This window comes from Paenibacillus sp. ClWae2A (assembly GCF_032452295.1).
In the GTDB taxonomy this organism is placed as follows: Bacteria; Bacillota; Bacilli; order Paenibacillales; family Paenibacillaceae; genus Paenibacillus.
The window spans coordinates 217,967-240,308 of record NZ_JAULSQ010000008.1; the positions used below are offsets into that span (position 1 = coordinate 217,967).

The window sequence follows — 22,342 nt, forward strand, 5'->3', positions numbered from 1 at the left end:
ACATTGACAATACGCTAACAATTCCAGGATTTCCCGTTTACAATTCGCTCCTATAATTACAAACGTAATAGGTCATTTTTACTATGAACGTGGAAGTTGGGGGGATGAGACAGACAAGCTCTCATATTGATGATACATGCAGCATACCAGACAACATGGCACGACAAAACAGGGCAAATTATATGGAGAAAAGAAGGGTGACAGAAGCCAATGTCTATGAAAAAGGTGTTAGTAGTGTCCATGGTAGCCACAGTGTTAACAACTTCTGTGGTTAGTGCAGTATCAGCTGCTCCTGCAGTGAAACCTGCAGCTAGTACAGCTCAGGTACAAAACTCCACGCTTACAATAAACGGAAACAGTGTCATCGTTCGCTCCATCGTGAAGAATGGCGAGACCCTTGTATCACTTCGTGATGTGGTTAAGGCCATCGGCGCGCAAGCGGAAGTACAACGTGGAACAACGGTGATCAAGCTAAATGGTCACACGGTGACACTTCAGAATAATGCAAAACAACTCCTGGTTGATGGCAACAAAGTGAATTTGAATCAACCGGTTACGATTATTGGAGGTACAAGCTACGTTGCGCTCCGACAGTTGGTATCCAGCGTTGGCGGTACAATCGTTAAGAGAAGCGGACAGCTTGAAGTTAGCACGATAGCGTTGCTCGAAGGCGCGGAGAATCCCCGTTTTGCCGGAGCGGACAAGCTGATCGTTTCCAAGAGTGATGACAATGGCCGAACCGATTATCTCGTGAATACGACGAGTGGTAAATACGAGCTGTTGTTAACGACAGATGGTGGATCAGATCTGGTTGTTTCCCCGAGTGGTGATCAAGCGGCTTATACCAATGCGGAAGGAGCCGTCTACGTTATCGAGCTGAAGACAAAGGCTTCGAAATTGATCACAAGTGACACAAGCATCAAACCGGAATTGGTATGGTCTGCGGACGGAAGCGCTATTTATTTCCTGCAAGGAGATAAAGGGTCGGTGATTGCAAGTCTGAATCTGGCTGATGGCACGATTAAAAAATTGGTTGAAGACAAGGTAGATTACAAAGAAAACCTGAATGTGTCTGCGGACGGCAAAAGATTCATCTACACGGTGACGACACTTGGCAAGGTAACCTCCGATGCAACCAATGTAGATGAAGACAACGTGTCTATCGACTTTTCAGCCAACCAACAGCAAATATTTTCGTATAACAACGTGATGTCAAAACCTGAAACGGCGCAGTTAACAACTTCAACCGATGACAAAGTGTTTGTATGGTCCGTTGATGGGCAGAAAGCCTACTACGTAAGTGTACCATCCGAGGACGGCAATGCTTCTCTGCAATCTGTGGATGCATCCCAGAAAGCAACAACGGTGTATGGTACTCACGATGTAGAGCAAGTGATTTTGTCGGGTGGCGTCCTGTATGTACTGGCTGCGCAGGATGACAGCAATAGCGTCATACTTTCCATCGACACGATGACAGGAAAACAAACCAAGTTATATACCGTATCTTCCGATGTATCCTCCATTACCGTTGCTGGATCACAAATCGCCGTGATTGAAAACGACCGGGTTCTGGTTCAAGCGGGTGGTAGCTGGAGAGCTGTTACGAAGTGAGATTTTGAATTTTGGAACACACACTTTTTATAATTCGAGAGGAGTTTAAATGAACATGAAAAAATGGATCAAACCCTTCACGGCAATGCTTATGGCGGTATCTCTAATTGGTGGACTTGGAGGCGCAACGACGGCATCCGCTGCCAAGAGCACAGAGAAAGGTAAAATTGTCATCAACGGTTCCTCGGCATTGCTTCCATTGACTCTTCAGGCTGCAAGTGAATTCAAGAAAGATAATCCAAAAGTTAAAATCTCGGCCTCCGCCGCAGGTTCAATAACAGGCCCTCAATCCGTACGTAAAGGAATTGCCGACATTGGTGCTGTGGACTGGGACGCATCCAAGGATGTACCTGGCTTCAAGAAATTTGATGGAATGGTAGCCAATCCGGTAGCGGTAACGGTATTTACGGCTGTTGTTAACACCAATGTGGGTGTAAGCAGTCTGACCACGAAACAATTGCAGGATATCTTCTCTGGCAAAGTGACCAACTGGAAAGACGTTGGTGGTGCGAACGCCAACATCGTTGTTGTTAACCGTAAGTTCGGTTCCGGCACACGGGTCAACTTCCAACAAAAAGCGCTCGACGGCAAGGATTTCATGAGCAAAGGCGATAACTACAAAGAAGTTGGCTCCAGCGGTGATATGAAAACAACTATTGAAACGACACCTAATGCGATTGGTTATATTGACCTTCCTTATGTAACTAGCAAAATGAAGGCTGTATCCATCAATGGCGTGGCACCAACAGAGAAAAACGTTCTGAACAAAACCTACAAAGTATGGGGTCTCGGATATTACATGACCAAAGGTCAACCTACCGGTGCAACCAAAGCGTTCATTGATTACATCCAAAGCAGCAAGTTCCAGAACGGTTCCCTGAAAAAGCTGAAATTCATTCCGCTTGCGGCTGTAAAATAACGACGTTTCAAACGTTCGTCATTCTCACATTTCATAAGAAAAGGGATAGCCAGCTTCTGCGCACGGTCGCAAGCTGGCTTCTCTATGTGAAAGGAAGAGCACTTCATGATCGATTTGAATTCATCCACGAACAGCCCCACCCCCAGTGAGCTTGGCACGAGCCTTGGTAAGACCGCTGAATCGGGCACGCGGTTTAACCGTAAGGCACGTTTAAGGTGGTCCAATAACCTGTTTCGCATGGTATGTATCGGCAGTACGATCTTTGTATGTCTGGTTCTCTTATGTATCTTAATCCTCATGCTTCGTACGGGCGTTCTCACCTTTGCAGATGTGTCACTGCGTGAATTCTTTTTCTCCACCAACTGGGACCCGGAAAATGAACATTATGGTGCACTGACCTTTATCCTCGGAACACTGGCTCTTACCGGTCTCACCATGTTGTTTGCTATTCCACTTTCCGTCATCATTGCCGTATTTTTGGCCGAAATGACACCCAAATGGCTTCGCCATATCCTACGACCTGTATTGGATCTGCTGGTGGGTATTCCTTCTGTGGTGTACGGTTTCCTGGGACTGACGATCCTCATCCCCTGGCTAAGGGATATAAGTGGACGTGATCTGGCTGATGGATTACTCGCTGCGTCCATTGTGCTGACCATTATGGTACTTCCTACAATTAGCCGGATCAGTGATGATGCCATATCTGCCGTACCGAACAAATACCGTGATGCAGCCTATGCGCTCGGTACGAACCGATTCCAGACCGTAACTCGTGTTGTCTTACCTGCCGCCAAAGGCGGGATCATGTATGCGGTCATTCTCGGGATGACTCGTGCGATCGGTGAGACGATGGCGGTGGTGATGGTCATCGGTAATACAGCACAGCTTGCCAACAGTCTGTTCACGCCAACAGCTGTGCTGACCAGTAATATCGTCATGCAAATCTCTAGCGTCGAATTCGACTCCACCTGGAATCATGGTCTGTACATGATGGGCTTTATCCTGCTTGTGATTTCGATCCTGATGATTGTTATCGTAAGACTTCTTCAGAAGAGAGGGGAACGCAACGTATGAGTATGAAGAAGCAGGCGAACGCTATCGTCCCGTCTTATTCTTTTGGCAAACGGAGAAGTTCATCGATGGTGATGGATCGGCTCTTTACAGGCATGGTATGGGGCGTTGGCATTGTCGTCATTTTGTTTATTGTTGGACTGTTATTTTTGCTGCTGAACAAAGGATTGCCCCTGCTCAGCTGGGATTTCCTCTACGGTGTTCCTAGTGAGATCGAAGAAGGAGGAGGGATTGGACCGGCGCTGTTCAACTCGTTCTATGTGTTAATTCTGTCCCTGCTCATCTCCATCCCGATTGGTATGGCGGCAGGCATATATCTGGCAGAGTTTGCACCAAACAATAAGCTGATCGAGACCGTTCGTATTTGCGTGGAGGGATTGTCATCTGTGCCATCGATCATCTTTGGATTGTTCGGTATTGCTCTGTTTGTGGAGTTTTTCGAAATTGGTCTTACCATTCTCGGCGCAGCCGTAAGTCTTGCTTTCCTGAACCTGCCTGTGCTTACCAGAGTGACGGAGGAATCCGTCAGGGCAGTTCCGGTGGAGCTTCGAAATGGATCGTTTGCGCTGGGCTCAACGCACCTTCAGACGATCCGCCAAGTGTTGTTGCCGGTAGCTATTAACGGGATCATGACAGGCATATGCCTGACCGCAGGCCGGGCATTTGGCGAGAGTGCTGTCATTATTCTGACCGCTGGGGTGTCTACCTCCGGGGAGATGTGGGACTTTAATTTGTTATCGCCGGGTGGCACTCTTGCGGTACATCTCTGGTACGTTCAATCGGAAGCGATTGTGCCGGATGCCGAGGAAATTGCGCAGAAAACCACAGCGGTGCTGATCTTTGTAGCGTTGCTCATTAATGTGCTGTTCCGTGTACCCTTGTGGTTGAAAGCACGTAAAAATCAAGCCTGATGAAAGAGGGGGCCGCTACTCGGTATCCTCTGGAACAACTCCAACTGTTTATGCTGAATCCGCAAATCATTCCATTTCAACCCGGGAGGGCATCTTGTGCAACCTATTATTGAGATCAATAAATTAAATTTGTATTATGGTCCGTTTCAAGCGCTGAAGGATGTGTCCATTGAAATTCCTGAGCGGGCAATCACTGCGTTTATCGGACCATCGGGTTGTGGGAAATCAACCCTGCTGCGTACCTTAAACCGCATGAATGACCGGATACCCGGTACACGGATTGAAGGTAAAGTGGCCGTAGGGGGAACCGATATCTACAGTGGCGAAGTTCATGTGGAGACCCTTCGCAAGAAGATTGGCATGGTCTTTCAGCAACCGAACCCTTTTCCAAAATCCATCTACGATAATGTGGCCTTCGGTCCCAAACAGCACGGTATCCATGGCAAGAAAAAGCTGGATGAAATCGTCGAGCAGAGCCTGCGTTCCGCAGTCTTGTGGGATGAGGTAAAAGACAACCTGAAGCGCTCTGCGCTAAGCCTGTCCGGAGGTCAGCAGCAACGCCTCTGCATCGCACGTGCGCTGGCAGTGGAGCCAGATATTCTGCTGATGGATGAAGCGACGGCTTCGCTTGATCCCGTGTCTACCTTCAAGATTGAGGAGCTGACGCATGAACTGAAGGAGCACTATACCATTGTGATGGTGACTCATAACATGCAGCAAGCCGCTCGTGTATCCCAGCAGACTGTTTTCTTCCTGAACGGCGAAGTCGTGGAGTATTCAGCTACCCAAAGCATGTTCGCCGAGCCAGTCGATGTGCGTACGCAGGATTATATTAGTGGTAGATTTGGTTGATTGTTTTTTTGTTGAGGAATGTGGAAGTCTTTCAGATATAATCTGAAAGGCTTTTCATCTTTTTATGACCGTATTTCCAGATGGGACGAAAAGGAACTGGAACGTTTCATCGCCATGCTCAGGCAGTTTAATGGATTGGAAGGTGAGTAAAGTGTAAAGTGTTAAAGCTACGTATTAAACGAAAGGTGACCGATATAAGAGGATGGGAATACTACAATATACTTTCGGGGTGGATGATTATTAAAATTTGGATGCTTGTTCCAGCAGAAAAATCTATGCGTATTGAACTGGAGTCGTTTGAGCGAGATGATGAACGAATGGATGCTTATTTTAAGGGAAATAGCGAACATTGGGAGCCACCGGTATTCGTGACTAAACGAAAAGGTAACAAGAGTGATTGTATTAAATATACTATTACTTTTTTAGTGTTTTCGAAAAAAGCAAAAGAAGTGTTGACTCCTTTGATCGGAAAGGACGTCGAGTTCCTGCCTCTGATTCATGAGGAGCACGACATGTTCGCCGTAAAGGTGAATCGGATACAGGATTTCATCGATATGATCAATCCAGTTGAACGAAGAATGGGTTATGGTTTTTTCTCGGAATACATACACATCCTACCAGAGAGAATTGAAGTGGATGCGCATTTGTTCTGTTTACCCCAACACCACCATCTAAGATTTTTTGCGACAGACACATTTAAAAAAGTAGTGGAAGAGCATAAGTTGAAGACCTTTCAATTCATTGAGGTATGGGATACGGAAAACACCGAGGAGATGAGAAAAGAACGTCTGAAAGCATATGATCAATACTATGCTGCCCTTGTGGACAGACAGCAGGTTCCATATGAAAGAGCAAGAAGCATGGTCGAATTAGGAAATGTATTTCGTCATGATGATCACATATTACTTCAGGAAGATGACCAATTTCTGATTGGGAAAATACTTGATAACGAGACTATTCAATGGATAAGGCCGATTTATATCCCACCCATATATTTTGAATGGCAATGGTACATGTATGAGTATTCCGAACGTGAGATTGCTAGACAAGAGTATTTCGCAGAGGTATCCCACAAAGAAAACGGGCCAAAAGGAACGAAAGTTCTCTTCGAGGATGAAATTCTGGAACGCAGTATTCGGGCAGAGCTTCAAATTTTCAAGGAGGATCTGACGGATATTAATCTTCTTCAATTAAGGAATATATTTCGTTATCATGAAAAAGGAAACGTTTACTATCTTAACGGAATCCAGTATGCCAAAAATCTGAAAAGCTTTAGCATTCGTGATACTCCGGATTTTGATCTAGACGAACTGAAGTACCTTCCAGAGAATGTAGAAACATTATGTATCAACGATAATGGATTGACTAGCATTGCAAAATTAAATGGACTAAATCATTTAACAAAATTGGATTCCATTCACATAGAAAATAACAAACTGGTTGATTTATCTCCGTTAATAAACTTCCAACAGATACAGTGGATCTGGGCAAATCATAACCAGATCGAAGACATTCTTCCTCTTAATCAACTCAGGGAGTTGAGGACGCTTATATTGAACTGTAACCCAATTAGGAATATTCAGTTGTTGGAGCTGCCGGAGCTTCGCAATTTAATAGTCGAAGGGGTACATACAGAGGATTGGAGCTTTCTGCTGACACAGTTCCCAAAACTGGAGAACGTAAGGATCTCTGAGAGCGGAATGTCGGATGCTTCACGCAAGAGTATGAGAGCAGTTATCAAAAGCAAACGATTTGAGGTGGATTGGACTCTGGCCGACGGAGGCAGCAGGACATATAACAAGTTAAGACGATAAGAATTAGATAGCAAGTGCTCTTATGCAGTTGTGAGTTAGAAAAAACAAAATATAAAATGATTCAATCGAATAAGAGCAAGCTAGCATGTCCTTATACCCTACATTTCACAAATAACACACCCCCATTTCACAAAAGTAAAGATGTAAAGGCTGAAGCGAACTCCCGCTCAACCCAAAGTACATGCGGATTCATGGCATATTATGCCTATGATTCGTGGGTACTTTTTTCTATACTCAGCGTATACGTAACCCTGATCTTTTTACAAAATCCACTATGTTCTCCGTTTCAACATTTCGCCTACGCTAGTTCTCCTCCTAATGATCCACAGCAGTGGTGGAACTTTCCTGAATCGTGAACAATCTCTGAATTTTGTATACCTCCTATTTTCAGCGTTATCCCTAGATTCACTACCCCAATATGGAGCAGCGAAGAGCATGACTCTGTTAGCAAAAGCTTGAGAAACCTTTAACGGAATATGAAAGAATGCAGGTATATGTAAAATTTTAAATACATGCTTCCAGGCCGTTGACCCTTACCCCAAAAGTCTCTTATATTTACTCCCGACACAACAACTCAGAACGGGTGGTGGGATGATTTTGTTCATTAATAAAGGTAAGAAAGTGCTCGCTATGCTTACACTTATACCCTTGGCTACAGGGATGGTCATGGGGGCTTTACCTACTGCGATAACGTATGCAGATGCAGGAGATAACAGATCGATCAACAGCTCGGCAACAGGTTCTTGGCAAACGGGAGATTTGCATGTACATACGTTTGAGTCCGATGATGCACAGGTTTCACTGGAGAACGTGCTCGATGCGGGTTTAACAAAATATAGGCTGGACTGGATCGCGCTTACGGATCATTTGCGGTTATCCAAGCGAGATCACAACGGGAACGACATTTCGGGTGGGTCAATACCCATGTCCCAAGGAATGAATGAATATCAGGTACCACAGATCAAGGCACTTCAGGATGCAGGCAAATACGCAGGTAAAACAATCTTCTCCGGTTTTGAATGGGACATGCCTACACATGAACACGTTGGGGTGGGGATTCTTACGGATGAGCCGAACTCAACCGAAGCGCTGAACGCTGCCAAGGAATTCGAATATCGTTTCACGAATCGCGCAGCGAACCTGTTTAATGCGGCCGACGTAACAAAATGGGATCAGAACGGAGCGCGTGCGTACACGACACATCAGGATGCGCTAACCGCTATCAACTGGCTCGCAACGAACTATCCAATGACAAGTTATGCGATGATCAACCACCCTTCACGCGGCAAAAACAAATATACCGTTGCGGACTTCCGTGAGTTCAACGATCTGGCTCCACAAGTGGTATTTGGTATCGAAGGCATGTTGGGTAACCAGATGGAACCGGATCGTGGAGGGTACAACACAAGCTACAATGTAGCTAATCCGACCGCAGATGATGGATACAAATACCGTACATACGGCGGTGTAGACTATATGGTCGCCAAGGTTGGCGGACTATGGGATGCATTGCTTGGAGAGGGACGTCACTTCTGGAACTATGGCAATTCGGATTACCACTTCAAGACGATTGGTACGAATTCCAGTGGTTATTTTCCTGGCGAATATGCTAAGACCTATTCGTGGGTTGAGGGTACAGGCATGCAGGCTGTTCTGGATGGACTGCGTTCGGGGAAATCATTTTCCGTATTCGGCGACCTGATCAACGCACTGGATTTCACAGCTTCCGGAGCGGGTGCTCAGGTTGAGATGGGCGGAGACCTTAATGTGACTCAAGGCGATGAAGTAGAGCTGAAGATCCGCTTCAAGAGTCCAACGACGAGCAACAACTATGAAAATCCAATCAACAGCGGCACGTCCGCTGGACAAGTACCCGTGGTGGATCACATCGATCTCATCGCTGGGGATGTGACAGCCAAGGCCCAGAAGGGCACAGCCGCATATAACAAAGACACCAACGACTCTACCACAGTACTGGCTACCTTCACATCCAAGGATTGGATGACAGATGCCGAAGGCTATAATGTCATCACGTACAAGATCAAAGCCACAGACCAGGACAAGTATTTCCGCCTTCGCGGTACCAATCTGGGCATGAACGTGACAGGTGAGACTGTAAATGGTGAACCACAGCTTGATCCGAAAAATACGACAGCTGATGCAACGACCCGTTTTAATCAAATTAACGATAGCAACTATCGCGATCTGTGGTTCTACTCCAACCCAATCTTCATGATTGCCACACCTTACAGTGACGCACAGGCGGTAACCGATACGCTTCAAGCAATTGATCTGGGCGATCTGAACGCGGTCCATTCCGATCTCGCCCTTCCTGTTGAAGGGAAGCATGGTGCAACCATTAGCTGGTCCAGCTCCAACCCGGAACTAATGAATAACGAGGGCAAGCTGCTAACGCAACCGGACAATAATGAGCGACTGGAACTGACGGCAACCGTGCAACGTGGCACGGAGTCTCAACCCAAAACGTTCACTGTCATTGTGGAAGGCACGAATAATCAGGTGTTGGTATTAAAAAGCAACATGACAACCGCTGACAGCCAGCCGTATCACACGGATACATGGACGAACCAGTCCGTAACGGTTAGTGTAACCAGCGCAGTATACGCACCTGCTACTTCCGCGATCATCGAGTTGTCCCGTGATGGAGGGCTGACATACGAACCATATACAGAGAATGCGCCTTTGGAGATAACGGAGCCGGGAGAGCACAACCTTTTATTCCGAGCAACAGATGATCTGGAACAAACGTATACTTTACCTCTGGTCATTAAAATAGACCGTGAGATTCCCGTCATCACCCTGCAAGGTAGCAGCCAGATGACGCTGAACGTGGGAGATACGTACAACGAGCCTGGAGCACAGGCTTCTGATAGTGTCGGCATCCGTGGTTCCGTGCAGGTGGATGGCACGGTGAATACACAAGCGGCAGGGATCTACACCCTTCAGTATAACGTGAAGGATATCGCTGGTAATGCGGCACAGGAAGTTATCCGTACCGTGACTGTACAAGCCCGCTCAGGTAATGGTGGCGGGGGTTCAGGTGGAGGTAATGGAGGCAACTCTGGTGGAAATTCTGGAGGAAACACACCAAGTGTGCCAACAACGCCTACCGTTCCAACCACACCAACCAATCCGGAAACGGGGTCAGATTCATCCACTGAAGTGAAGGTAGAGGTAGAAGCGAATCAGCCGATCCAAACGGGTTTGAAAGACATCGTGCAATTCAATGTTCCATCGGGAGCCATTGGTTCCAAGGATACGCTGCAAGTGTCTGTGGTTGCCAAGGACAAGTTGCAGAATACAGCTTCCCTGAATGTACTTGGACAAGCTGTACAGATCAGCCGCAGTGGCGGAAGAACGTTGAATGTTCAGGCGGCATTGAGCCTGAAAGTGGATTCGGCAGATCTGCCGAAAGGCACTCAACCTGCAATCTACTATTATAATGAAGCTCGTCAGAGCTGGATATTTATCGGTGGCAAGATGAATGCAGCAGGAAGCATAACGGCCAATGTTAATCATCTGGGTACATTTGTTGTGTCCAGTTACACACCGGTGAATCTGTCTGACCTTAATGGACACTGGGCTTCCGACTACGCAGATCGTTTGTTGGGCATGAACGTGATTCAAGGTTACACAGATGGTACGTTCCAACCATCGAAGAAGATCACACGGGTAGAGTTTGTTACGTTGCTCAGTAAGGCGCTGGCATTGAAGTCCGTAGAGTCGGATCTGACATTTGCAGATCAAGGTAGTCTGCCAGACTGGGCAAAAGGTGATATTGCCGCAGCCGTGCAAGCCGGAATCGTGAACGGCTATGGTGATAACACATTTAAGCCTGATCGGACCATTACCCGTGCCGAGATGGCTGTCATGATGGCGAATGCGCTGAAAGTAAGTTCAGATGCACAAGCCGGAATGTCTGGTAATACATCCGTTAAACCAAGTTTCACCGATGCATCGCAGACGCCATCTTGGGCACAAGAAGCACTGGATACAGCGGTGCAGGCCAAGATTGTGAGCGGATATACAGACCATACCGTTCGTGCGGGAAGTGAAACGACCCGAGCGGAAGCTGCGACGATGATCTATAACTTGTTGCTGGCCATGTACGTGTAATCTCAATAAAATGAATGAAGCAAGGACCATCCTGAGAGGGATGGCCTTTGTTTATTTTGCGTGTAACAAGTTTATGAAAAGTCTGCTCTCAGCGCAGCCTATTCCTCTTGTTCTATAATTTCAACATCGGTTTTATTAGAGGCTAGAAAAGAAGGTAACTGGGTGCCATCAGGCAGTGCAACGTTAAAATGTAATAAAGCCTGATTAAGCAACCTGCAATGTTCAGGTATGTTGTGAACCAGCACATTAAATTGAACGTCTACCGTCTCTCCTGAGGCGATTGTACCCAGTGAAAGTCCCTTTACAACGTCTCCATCGGGTAGGAGCTGTCCGTTAACCACCACGCTGCCAGCAATAAAGGTAGACTCCGCTTGGAGTACATCTTTCAGAATGACATCTATCGCTGGCAATGAGCTTGCGTTATGAATCAAAATTTTGTAACGGAGATGGGAATGGACTTCAACCTCATATTTGTTAGCACTTTTGACAATGGTGAGCTGTGGCAAACGGCTCGGAATAACCACTGTTTCAGATTGGAGTGACCCAACTGTTGCTTGGCCCTGAGCTTGAAATTTGGCTGTAAACTGATTAAGGATACTTCCGTTCATGGGCTGGTTAATGACGATAACCTCAAACGTAATACTTGCGCTATGCGCCGGCTGAAGGGATGCAATGAAAATGCCCGCGGCTGGATGAGCTCCAGCAACCAGTTGTCCGTCCAATCTTACACTACCCTCAACGAATCGGGTTCCAGTCGGGATTGGGTCGGTAATTGTAACCTGAACGATTGTATTTCCCGCATTGGTAACGACGATCTGGTATGTGATGGTGTCGCCCACAACAACTGAAGTTTTATCCGCTGTTTTTTGAAGGGTAATCTGTGTTGGCGAAGTGGAAGTCACGAGTACGTTGGCGGCATTGGATTGGATAGTAAAGACCGTCTGTCCCAACGTATATTGAAGGTTCGCCTGATTCGTAATTGAAGAAAGTGTAACGCCCGCGTTTACGCTCACCTGGAATGTGACCGTTGCGGTACCTCCTGGCGGAATAATGCCTAGGTTGATTCCGTTCGCAGGGATACCCGACGATGCCGCTACTCCGTTAACGACGACACTGCCCGTTACAAATGATGTTCCTGGGGGAACAGGATCGGTCAATACAACCGAACTTATAGGCGATCGATTATTATTGCGTATAAGGATGGTATAGGTAATGACATCATCAGGCAAGGCATCCGGTCTGTTGGCTGTTTTGTTAATGGACACATTGGGATGGCCTACAAGAAGAGTGATTGGATCGGACTGTGAGCTGTCAGTAAGTGTTCTCCCGTCTGCGGTAAGGAACGAGAAGCTGGCAATCGCTTGGTTGATGATCTCGAAATTTGTTGGTATGGCGTTGATGCCCACCGAGAATGAAACCTGAATAATCTGCCCCGGAGTGATCTCACCCAAAGCAATGCCAGTAGCCGGGTTTGCTGCGGGCAAGCTGCTACCATTGGATACGACACTTCCCGGTACAAAGGTTGTACTGGAAGACAATGAATCCAGCAAAGTCACATTGGCTGCAATATTCCCCGTGTTGCTCACGGTAAACAGATACTGAACAACATCTCCTATCTGCACATTGGTGCTGGAGGCTGATTTGACGATGGAAATGACCGGGATATCTACAGGGGTTGTTACGGCATTGGATTGCACGGTATCTGTGAAATTTCCTGTGGTGAATTGAACATTGGCCTGATTGGTTACCAGGACGGGCACAGGTTCGTTAATAACGCGATCATCGACGACAACTTGAAAAGTGACGGTTGCTGATCCGTTTTGCATGATGGAGCTGATTGTAATGCCTGCAGCCGGATTAGCATCGGGAATAACAGTGCCATCGACGGTAACACTTCCTGGGACAAATGTGGTACCAGCCGGAATCGGGTCTGTAAGCACAATATCGGTAATGGGTGTTGATACATTATTTTTGATCAGAAGGGTATAGGTGATCGTCTCCCCAATCTGAACATCCACTACAGGAGTTGATTTGATGACGGAAACAATATCCGTAGCCGTTACCGGTATAGAGACAATATTGGATAATACGCTGTCACTAAGAATTCGACCATCGGGTACAAGGGCAACATAATCGGCTCTCGTTTGATTGTTCAATACAGGCGGATCAGGTAAAGATGTGACTGCAGCCTGGAAAGTGACAACGACCGGAAAGCCAGGTGATACGGTGCCAAGAATAACTCCTTTCACAGGACTCGTACCACTCCAGCGATTCCCGTTAATGAATACACTGTTTTGTACAAACGTCTCTCCTGGTGGCAACGGGTCAAATAAAATGACATCCGCATTCAAATTCCCTGTATTGCTCACGATCAGGGTGTAGGTAATGGTATCTCCCACAATAGCATTGAACTCGGAGGCGGATTTGACTATATCGATAAGTGGCGCATACACAGGGATCGTCACAATATTGGACAAATTCACGATAGGCGTTGTTCCGACGATAAAATTGATGCTCGCTTGATCTGTCAAATTAAACGGGATGGGCAGGGGGACAGGCAGATTGGTCACACTCACCTGAAAGGTCACGACAACCTGACTATTGCCAGCAATGGTTCCAATATTAACGCCAGTGGAAGGCTCGGCTCCCGGGATGACCGTCCCGTTCAAGGTTACACTATCCGGAACAAGAACGGAGCCTGCGGGGATCTGATCAGAAAAAATCACATTATTGACAGGGAAGCTTTCAATATTTGCAATCACGATCGTATAGGTAATCACATCTCCGTCTACAGCATCGATGACATCAGCGCTTTTGGTCAGAATTGGGTCTGGTGCGGATATCGGTATGATGATTTCATTGGAAGGGGAACTTCCCGAAATGACACGTCCATCGGGTGGGCTAAATGTATAATCAGTCGTTGCCTGATTCGTTAACTGCTGATTGGCGGGCAATGTATTCACGATGATCTGAAATGTAACGAACACGAAATCGCCCGGAGCCAGCGTTCCTAAGGGAATGCCTGCATTGGGATCAGCCGCAGGTAAAGGGATGCCATTGGCTATCACGGTTCCCGGTGCAAAAGCGGCATCTGACGGAATCACGTCCGTAAGGGTCAGCGTTGCGGCAATATTGCCGGTATTCGTCACATTCAGCTGGTACGTTATCGTTTGACCAACGGTTGCAAAGGTGGGGTCCGAGCTTTTTGTTGTTGTGATCACAGGCTGATATACGGGTATGAACAGAGGATCAGAGAAGGACGCTCCTTCAAACGTACCACTTGTAAAGGTAAGCTGTGCCTGATCAGCCAGTTCTGGCGGATCAGGTACGAATACAACGGTAGTGCTGAATGTAACGGTGACGGCTACACCGGGACCAATGGTTCCAAGAATAACCCCTGTGACTGGGTCAGCTGTGGGCTGAACGACGCCGTCAACGGTTACACTGCCGGGAATAAATGCCGAACCGGATGGAATGGCATCTGCAAAAACAACGTTATTAATCGGAGTGGAGTCTGTATTCGTGATGACAACGGTATACGTCAGTGTATCTCCAACAACAGCATCAATGGCACTGGCTGTTTTGCTGACACTGACCATAGGAGTCGATACAGTCACCGTCACAATGTTGGAAAGGGAGGAATCTGTAAGGATTCGCCCGTCAGGCAGCTGCGATGTGTAGTCAGCGGTACCCTGATTATTCAGACCGAAATCGGTAGGCAAGCCAGTCACTACAATCTGAAACGTGATCGTAGTAGAACTCCCAATCGGAATGTTCCCGACGGGTATTCCGCTGGCCGGATTATATGCGGGCTGAACAACACCGTTGACGGTCACGCTTCCTGGTACAAAGTTTGAACCGTCCGGAATGGGGTCTGTGACCGTTGTGATTGTATCGATATTTCCGATATTGGTTACGACCAAGGTGTATGTAACTGTACTACCAACCAGGGCATTGGCAGTATCCGCACTTTTGACAATCGCAAGATCCGGTTGAAAGACCGGGATCGTCACAGCATTGGAGGGAACCTCATTGGAAATAATGGGTCCACCCGGTACCGTAGGTGCCGTATAACCGACCTTGGCCTGATCGAATAGACGTGGAGGTGTTGGTAAGGTGGTTACCTGTACTTGGAATGTAACGACAACAGATGCACCGGCCGGGAGGGAACCTACCAAAATTCCGGTTATGGGGTCCGCTCCTGGTTGTGACACACCATCAATCGTAACGCTATTCGCTACAAAAGCACTGCCGGCTGGAATATTGTCAAATACAACTACATCGGTTGCGTTCGATATGGATGTATTTTGTACAAGTACGGAATAGGTAATCGTGTCCCCAACAATGGCGTCCTCTTCACTTGCCGTCTTGGTTGCTGTAATGACAGGTGTATTAATATTAATCTGAAGGGCGAAGGAATTAACCAAATAACCGTCTCCAGATGTTGTCAAACGTAGAAAAGCGGACGTTTGCGTGTTTACAAGTGTACTGCTGACATCCACGTTCGTGATATCCCATCCTTGTCGTCCGCCAACAATATTGGTTCCCGGTGTACCATTGATCTGATTCCGGTTGCCGAAGGTGCCTGTGGTATCCAGTGCGCCGGTATCGCCGTTAATCTGGGAGGCAAAGAAATTCGTTGCAAAGTTGTTGGGGCCGGATAACGCCCTGAGATTCGAGACGGTTGGACCAAACAGAGCCTGATCGCCCGTTATGTTAGCGTCTCCCTCTTGCGCGCCGAGCAATGCGCGTCCTGATAAGGGACCAGTAAATGGCGTCGCAAAGCCCTCGATCGGTGTTGTGACCGGACCCGATGTGGAAAGGATCACATCCGCGCCTACCCGAATGGATAGATTTCGCAGGGGTAAGCCCGGATTGCGATAAACGACTCCTAGCGTCCAGCCTGCGTTATTGGAATTGGGATCGGGAATGGACAACGTTCCCACAACCCCGCCTGTAACATATGTACCCGCTCCTCCAGACCGAATGAGATCCGTCACATCAGACGATCGTACATATGCATAAGTTGTGGGAAATCCAGATGTCGTGGACAGGATCACTTCTCTGGCTGTAGCTGGATCGGGTGAAACCGTTGTTACACCGACAGGCGTGGTCAGAATGACGTCTTTGTTAATAAACACCGAATTGTTCTCCTTGTTATCAATGAATGTTCCGCCCCAGATTAACTCGGCATAGAGAACGGTGCTGCCCGCAGGCAGATTGAGAACGGCAGCTGAGCTGTTGTTCTGAAATACGTTGGTGGTTCCCGGCGGATAGGAGCCGAACTGCACACTCGTATCCGTGATGATGTAGCCTCCAATACTGTCCACCGTACCTGGAACACCCACCGTATTGGATCGGCTCAGACCCAAAGTGTTACCTGTGAACGTTACGGCTCCAGTATCATTGATCACATACCTTTCAATAAAAGCCACTTTTCTCACACCCTTCATCACAAATTCACTTTAATCAATATATTTGGACGAAAAAAATTTATGTTGAAGTACAGGCTTAATGTTGAGCAGGAACGCTATTTTGCAATTTTGTATTTTTGCTATCTTTAGTTCCGCCAGTTCTCAGCAGAAGCCGCGAGAACAAGTTATTATGATAGAATGAGTTAGGTTTGGATGATGAAACGGTGGGGGCTTAGAAAATGAACAAAACGGAGCGGCAGCTTGCGATTACGCTTGAATTGCAGCGAAGAAAGATGTTAAGAGCAGAAGATTTGGCAGCTCAATTTGAGACAAGTGTTCGTACGATATATCGAGATATTCAGGCATTAAGTGAGGCTGGTGTTCCGATCATGGGAGCTCCGGGTCAGGGGTATTCCCTCATGGAAGGATATTTTCTGCCCCCGGTAAGCTTCACCGCAGAAGAAGCCGTATCTCTGCTCATGGGAGCTGATTTTATCGAACAGAGAATGGATACAGAATACGCGATGGAGGCTAAGTCGGCTCAACGCAAAATTGAAGCGATTTTACCTGAATCCGTTCGTAACGAATCAACACGTGTACGGGAAACGATGCGACTGCTTCATACGGTTGAACCTTTAACCCGAGCGCGGGTGAAAACATATCTTAACCAGATACGTAATGCCATTTTGGAGCAACGTAAAATCAGTTTTATGTACCTGAAAAAAATGCCAGGAACGGATGGAAATCGGTATAACATGCGTGAGGTTTCACCCTATGGCCTCTCACTTGTTCAGGAGAATTGGATGTTAATTGCACGTTGTGATATGCGACAAGACATTCGTCATTTTCGTTTGTCACGGATGACTGAACTTTCCGTGCTGGAGGATCAATTCCTTTTGCCGCCGGATTTTGATCTAAACAGTTATCGACCTCCTGACGACCGTAACGAACAAGTATTAATCAGGGCTAAACCTGAGATTGCTGACAAAGTTATGGAGGCAGTTCATTTTTATATAGATGCATTTGAGGAGCAAGAGGAAGGTGTTGTTTTTCATTTTCTTGTCCGCTACCCAGAGGAAATATTGCATTATTTACTTGGCTGGGGTGGGGATATCGAGGTCTTGGAGCCGGAGTCTTTACGCTTCCGAATGCAGGAAGTAGCCAAAAACATCTTAAAACACTACTGACATACACCTGTCAGTAGTGTTTTTTTATACTTTGATATATCACAGATCAAGAGGAGTGGGTTGAAGGATGAGAAGTACAACGGAAGTATTGAAATCATTTGAAACGGCAGTAGAACGATATTTGGCAGAACTGAAAAATTTGGATCAGTCTAGCTTACTTAAAAAACAAAGTGAAGAGGAATGGTCCATTGGACAGATGTATGTACATTTGATCCAATCAGCGTTTTTCATGCATCTGCATAATATTGAGCAGTGTTTGAGCAGCGGGGATTCAACATTAAACTCGGGGGAGGAAAAAACAGAACTGGGTAGGCAAGTATTTGAATTAGGACAATTCCCTCCCGTTCCCGTTAAAGTACCCGCTTCCCCGCAGTACACCCCGCAACCACCCGAGAGCATGGAGTCCTTGATCGATGGGCTTCACGAGGTAGTGGACCGGATGAGAAGCACGGCATCTGTTTTACACCAAGCATCGGTAAACAACAAAATACATCATCCAAGGCTGGGTGCTCTAAACGCTCAGGAGTGGTTTTTGTTGATAGAGATGCACTACAGACATCATTTTTTGCAATTAGACCGATTGAAATCGAATCTGGAAATGTAAATGAGAGAAGGGAATGGGATGTATCCATGAAACCAAATCAGGACAGCAGATATTGGATTGGCGTTGTATCTGCTTCTCATGTAAATGTAGCCGTAGAGGGAGGGTTTGCGCAGCTGTGCCATGGGAAGTCAGTAATGTTGCGACAGATGTCCCCGGGTGATTGGATGATTTACTACTCTCCACGTACAGACATATCAACTGGCAAGCCACTTCAGGCGTTTACCGCTATTGGTCAGATTATCGACGACAGGATATACCAATATCAGATGTCGGAATCCTTTGTACCCTTTCGCCGAGATCTCCGTTATCTTCCGTGTCGAGAAGTAAAGATCGCAACGTTGTTAGACCAACTCAGTTTTACACGGGGAAATCGCAATTGGGGGTTTCCTTTTCGTAAAGGTCAATTTGAAATTGGGGCTGAAGACTTCATGATGATAGCTTCCTCCATGTTGGAAAATGAGGCACAGTCACTGCTGGATACTCGTTAAACCAGACATGTTAACCAAACCAAAAGGCCCATAGATTGTCTATGGACCTTTGTGCTTTATGGATAATCATAAAAAGCTCTGACGATCATTACGGATGTGTGAGACTTCAATGAGTAACCGTCGTGTACATGTTATAAATAGTCGGTCAACAGACCAATAGTGAGCGTAGGATAACTTAAGAATGCATGACGAGCCACTAATTATGCGGCTTTTTTTGATTTTTAATTTGAAGAACCATAACTCTGAAGATGAAACTAAAACCATATCGGGCTTCTTATGGGAATTATCTACATAAGAACATATTATTTAATATATTATTACAAAATGCAACAATTTTATTGGTTGGATATGGTAGCATAGTTTTGAGCAAAATATGGAGGGGAATTATATTTGTGGTAAAATTGAGTAGTGTAAGTAGTAAGTATTTTGTATTATTCGTATTTGCGATCGTATCATTCTATATCCCGACAGGAAAAATTGATGCTGCTCTGAGTACATATGAGCAAAAGACCAGCGTTTGGGATGTAAAAACTTCTGGATTGAACATCCGGAGTGGTGCTGGTACAGCATATCCAGTCATTGCTCAGGTGAGTGGAGGAACAGATCTCGTGGAATATTGTACTTCTGGGGCTTGCAGTTCCACGACAGGTGGCGATTATCAATGAATTTGGAATTATTATCCTGATTCCAGTATTGGATATTATACTAATGCAGCGTTAGGATGGGCTGCCTTCTACAATACTACGGGGCCTAGATCTTTTAATTATTATTACACATCGGTTGCTTAAAACAAGTAGAGCGACTCCAATGTATTCTAGCTCTTGTAATAATTAGTCTGGTGTAATGAAAGGCTGCAGTTTGACTATTATATGCAATCTTTTGATGCTGAATTGAAGGCTTCTACATGTATCCAAATGCGTGGAGGTTGCAGGATCGCCAAGCAGGATCTAACTCAACAGGATATTTTGATAGTGGATATGTAAATGGCTGGACCTTAAAAGCAGAATAAAGCGTTAGGAATATATACTGACTAAATAAGAGGAGGGTCTACCTGTGAAGAAAAAAACATTGGTTTCAATCCTCACCATACCACTGGTAGCTGCATCTGTGAGTGGCTACATGTACTTGAATGAACCATCTGTAGTTAGTGCTCAAAGCGATGTTGAAAGCGCAGCACTGAAGGCGACTCAGGGTAAGGTCGATTACATTAAAGAATCTTTTGAAGACGGGTCATACATCGTTCGCTACCGGGACCGTGTGAATTTGACAGAAATCACTGAGGAATACCGTGATAACCAGCTTCATAATAAATTGATTGTTGAAGATGGTGGTAAGAAAATCACTTCGTATGGTCGAGATTTCGAGACAGGGAAATTGGTCGGGAATACCTGGACCATGCCGGACAACATAGCTGCTGAAAATGAGAAGTTGCTACAGATCTCGCTCTTGGAGAATGCTAAAGAAGAATTACGGAGTCAGGATTGGACAGTACTGGAAGCAGCGGTCACACAATCCCGTTCTGCTACACAGAGTAACGAGCAAAAAGCTGTTTCGGAGGATAACCTCCACAAGGAAGTTGTAACCATTGATGTAAATACGGGTTTACCGACAAAACGTGTGATTTATCAGAAAGACAAAAACGGTGAAATTGTAACTAGCTCAACCAAGACAGAAGAGTACAAGTACCTGGATTCCATGCCGATGAAGATCCAGAACTTTGCTCCGGAAGAATCCGTAAAAATTAAAGAAATACCGGCGCCTGTAATTGAAGATAAGGTGCTTGAAGGTTCATAAGACTTTCTGTTCCATCAACAAGTACAATTAAATAAGACAGCCAGCCCCGTACTTGAGAGCTGGCTGTCTTATTTCTTATCCGTAGCCGGAATTAATTTGACTGGATTTCAGACTATTCTATGAGCTTATCAAACAGTTGTGGGTCCGTCTTTTTAAAGAATTGAAGTTGATCATCAGTTAGTTTGCACATAGTTCCTTTTTGATGAGTCATTATAAACATTGAAAAGGATAGTTGTTTAGTTGGGGAAAAGGGTTTTAGAATCAGGTCCGTTGCTCTCCATAAATAAGTAATCCCAAATAATTCAAACCAATTAATACGTCTTCTTAAATCACTTTCTTTAATTATAGGCCATCTAACAAGATGGTCTTTGTTGCTATTAAGGTTTAAATTCATTTGGAAAAGTCAATAAAAGCTCTGTAAGCAATGCTGTACAATCCACTGAAAACCAGTACAATTGAACCTATAAAACCATGAGATAAAGAGAGGTATTTCTCCATGACAGATACAAGTGGGAATCGCAAAGTTGACGGCTATCTAAAGAAACTCAAAACGTGGAAGGAAGAGTCCACAAAGCTGAGAGAGATTATTCGGGATTTTGAACTGACAGAGGATATGAAGTGGATGCATCCTTGTTACATGCTGGATGGGAAAAACATCGTTTTAATCCATGGATTCAAAGAGTACGTGGCGATCCTGTTCTTCAAAGGTGCTCTGCTGAAGGATACACACGGCATTTTGGTCCAGCAAACGGAGAATGTACAGGCAGAACGCCAACTTCGCTTCACTAGTCTGGAGCAGATTGAGGAGCAGGAGGCTATGATCAAAGCCTATATCCAGCAAGCGATTGAAGTGGAACAAGCCGGACTGCAAGTAGAAATGAAAAAGACTGCCGAATATAGCGTTCCTGAGGAACTTCAACAGCAGTTCGATGATAATCCTGCTTTCCGAGATGCATTTGAGGCACTGACACCTGGACGTCAGCGGGCATATCTCTATTATTTCTCACAACCGAAGCAATCCAAAACAAAAGTGTCAAGAATCGAGAAGTACATGCAGCCGATCCTGGAGGGCAAAGGATTGAATGATTGATAAGTAATTAAACACTCCTAAATTCGTTAGAATTATACAAATTCCAAGAGGCTTCTCCCTGTCATCCGTATGACGTCTGGGAATAGCCTTTTTTTATATCCAACCGAAAGCACCAATCTTCAACTAATACCTGGCTTTTTTGTTCTTCTTGCACCTTTTTCAGCTCTTTGCTGTTTGCGCTGGCACTTATGAAAACCATTGACGCGAATCCGGGCTACATTATGCTGGATGAATTCGACAGTGCCTTGGACGAGAGCAGGAAAGCCAAAGTATTTGAACTATACCGTGACGAATTGGCACGCAAAATGATTATTCTATCCCCCAAATCCCACGAGTCCGATTACTTGAACTATTTCAGCGAAGCCTTCGCTGTGTACCACGATGCTAGAATAACACGCAGTGCATTGATACGGATCAAGAAAAAAAGTTGAGATACAAGAACATAGTCAT

Annotated in this window: 15 protein-coding genes; 14 read left to right on the forward strand and 1 reads right to left on the reverse strand. The window is 45.9% G+C overall.

Annotated elements, in window-relative coordinates:
- The first annotated feature begins 210 nt into the window (after positions 1-210).
- The 7 genes from QVE09_RS22195 (at position 211) to QVE09_RS22225 (ending at position 11,315) form a co-directional block, all read left to right on the forward strand.
- The gene (locus QVE09_RS22195; protein WP_315938537.1) at positions 211-1,611 is read left to right on the forward strand and encodes a stalk domain-containing protein; all 1,401 of its coding nucleotides are present in this window, start codon (positions 211-213) and stop codon (positions 1,609-1,611) included.
- Between the two features lie 55 nt (positions 1,612-1,666).
- The gene (locus tag QVE09_RS22200) at positions 1,667-2,530 is read left to right on the forward strand and encodes a phosphate ABC transporter substrate-binding protein (protein WP_315938538.1); all 864 of its coding nucleotides are present in this window, start codon (positions 1,667-1,669) and stop codon (positions 2,528-2,530) included.
- A 105-nt stretch (positions 2,531-2,635) separates the two neighbouring features.
- A complete protein-coding gene (gene pstC, locus QVE09_RS22205; RefSeq protein WP_315938539.1) occupies positions 2,636-3,604 on the forward strand; it encodes a phosphate ABC transporter permease subunit PstC in 969 nt (322 codons plus the stop codon).
- Positions 3,601-4,512, forward strand: coding sequence for a phosphate ABC transporter permease PstA (gene pstA, locus QVE09_RS22210; protein ID WP_315938540.1), 912 nt, complete (start codon positions 3,601-3,603; stop codon positions 4,510-4,512). The genes pstC and pstA overlap by 4 nt, the downstream gene beginning before the upstream one ends.
- Positions 4,513-4,608: 96 nt before the next feature.
- Complete coding sequence (pstB, locus tag QVE09_RS22215; RefSeq protein WP_315938541.1) at positions 4,609-5,364, forward strand: phosphate ABC transporter ATP-binding protein PstB; 756 nt, start codon at positions 4,609-4,611, stop codon at positions 5,362-5,364.
- A 158-nt stretch (positions 5,365-5,522) separates the two neighbouring features.
- Positions 5,523-7,178, forward strand: coding sequence for a leucine-rich repeat domain-containing protein (locus QVE09_RS22220; protein ID WP_315938542.1), 1,656 nt, complete (start codon positions 5,523-5,525; stop codon positions 7,176-7,178).
- Positions 7,179-7,775: 597 nt separating this feature from the next.
- The gene (locus tag QVE09_RS22225) at positions 7,776-11,315 is read left to right on the forward strand and encodes an S-layer homology domain-containing protein (protein ID WP_315938543.1); all 3,540 of its coding nucleotides are present in this window, start codon (positions 7,776-7,778) and stop codon (positions 11,313-11,315) included.
- A gap of 98 nt (positions 11,316-11,413) precedes the next feature.
- Here the strand turns inward: QVE09_RS22225 and QVE09_RS22230 are convergent, their stop codons facing one another.
- A complete protein-coding gene (locus QVE09_RS22230; protein WP_315938544.1) occupies positions 11,414-16,750 on the reverse strand; it encodes a DUF7507 domain-containing protein in 5,337 nt (1,778 codons plus the stop codon).
- Positions 16,751-16,968: 218 nt separating this feature from the next.
- Between QVE09_RS22230 and QVE09_RS22235 the strand changes: the two genes are divergently transcribed.
- From QVE09_RS22235 to QVE09_RS22265, 7 genes are all read left to right on the forward strand, one after another.
- On the forward strand, positions 16,969-17,916 hold the full coding sequence (locus tag QVE09_RS22235) for a helix-turn-helix transcriptional regulator (protein ID WP_315938545.1): 948 nt from the start codon (positions 16,969-16,971) through the stop codon (positions 17,914-17,916).
- 67 nt (positions 17,917-17,983) lie between these two features.
- Entirely contained in the window at positions 17,984-18,520 is a 537-nt protein-coding gene (locus QVE09_RS22240; RefSeq protein WP_315938546.1) for a DinB family protein, read from the forward strand.
- A 26-nt stretch (positions 18,521-18,546) separates the two neighbouring features.
- On the forward strand, positions 18,547-19,008 hold the full coding sequence (locus QVE09_RS22245) for an EVE domain-containing protein (RefSeq protein ID WP_315938547.1): 462 nt from the start codon (positions 18,547-18,549) through the stop codon (positions 19,006-19,008).
- 392 nt (positions 19,009-19,400) lie between these two features.
- Positions 19,401-19,673 carry an SH3 domain-containing protein gene (locus tag QVE09_RS22250; RefSeq protein WP_315938548.1) on the forward strand — a complete coding sequence of 91 codons (273 nt, stop codon included), beginning with the start codon at positions 19,401-19,403 and terminating at the stop codon, positions 19,671-19,673.
- Between the two features lie 388 nt (positions 19,674-20,061).
- Positions 20,062-20,802, forward strand: a complete 741-nt coding sequence (locus tag QVE09_RS22255; protein ID WP_315938549.1) for a hypothetical protein — start codon at positions 20,062-20,064, stop codon at positions 20,800-20,802.
- Between the two features lie 496 nt (positions 20,803-21,298).
- Positions 21,299-21,892, forward strand: a complete 594-nt coding sequence (locus QVE09_RS22260) for a YdeI/OmpD-associated family protein (protein ID WP_315938550.1) — start codon at positions 21,299-21,301, stop codon at positions 21,890-21,892.
- A 188-nt stretch (positions 21,893-22,080) separates the two neighbouring features.
- Positions 22,081-22,323, forward strand: a complete 243-nt coding sequence (locus QVE09_RS22265; protein WP_315938551.1) for an ATP-binding cassette domain-containing protein — start codon at positions 22,081-22,083, stop codon at positions 22,321-22,323.
- Positions 22,324-22,342: the final 19 nt, after the last annotated feature.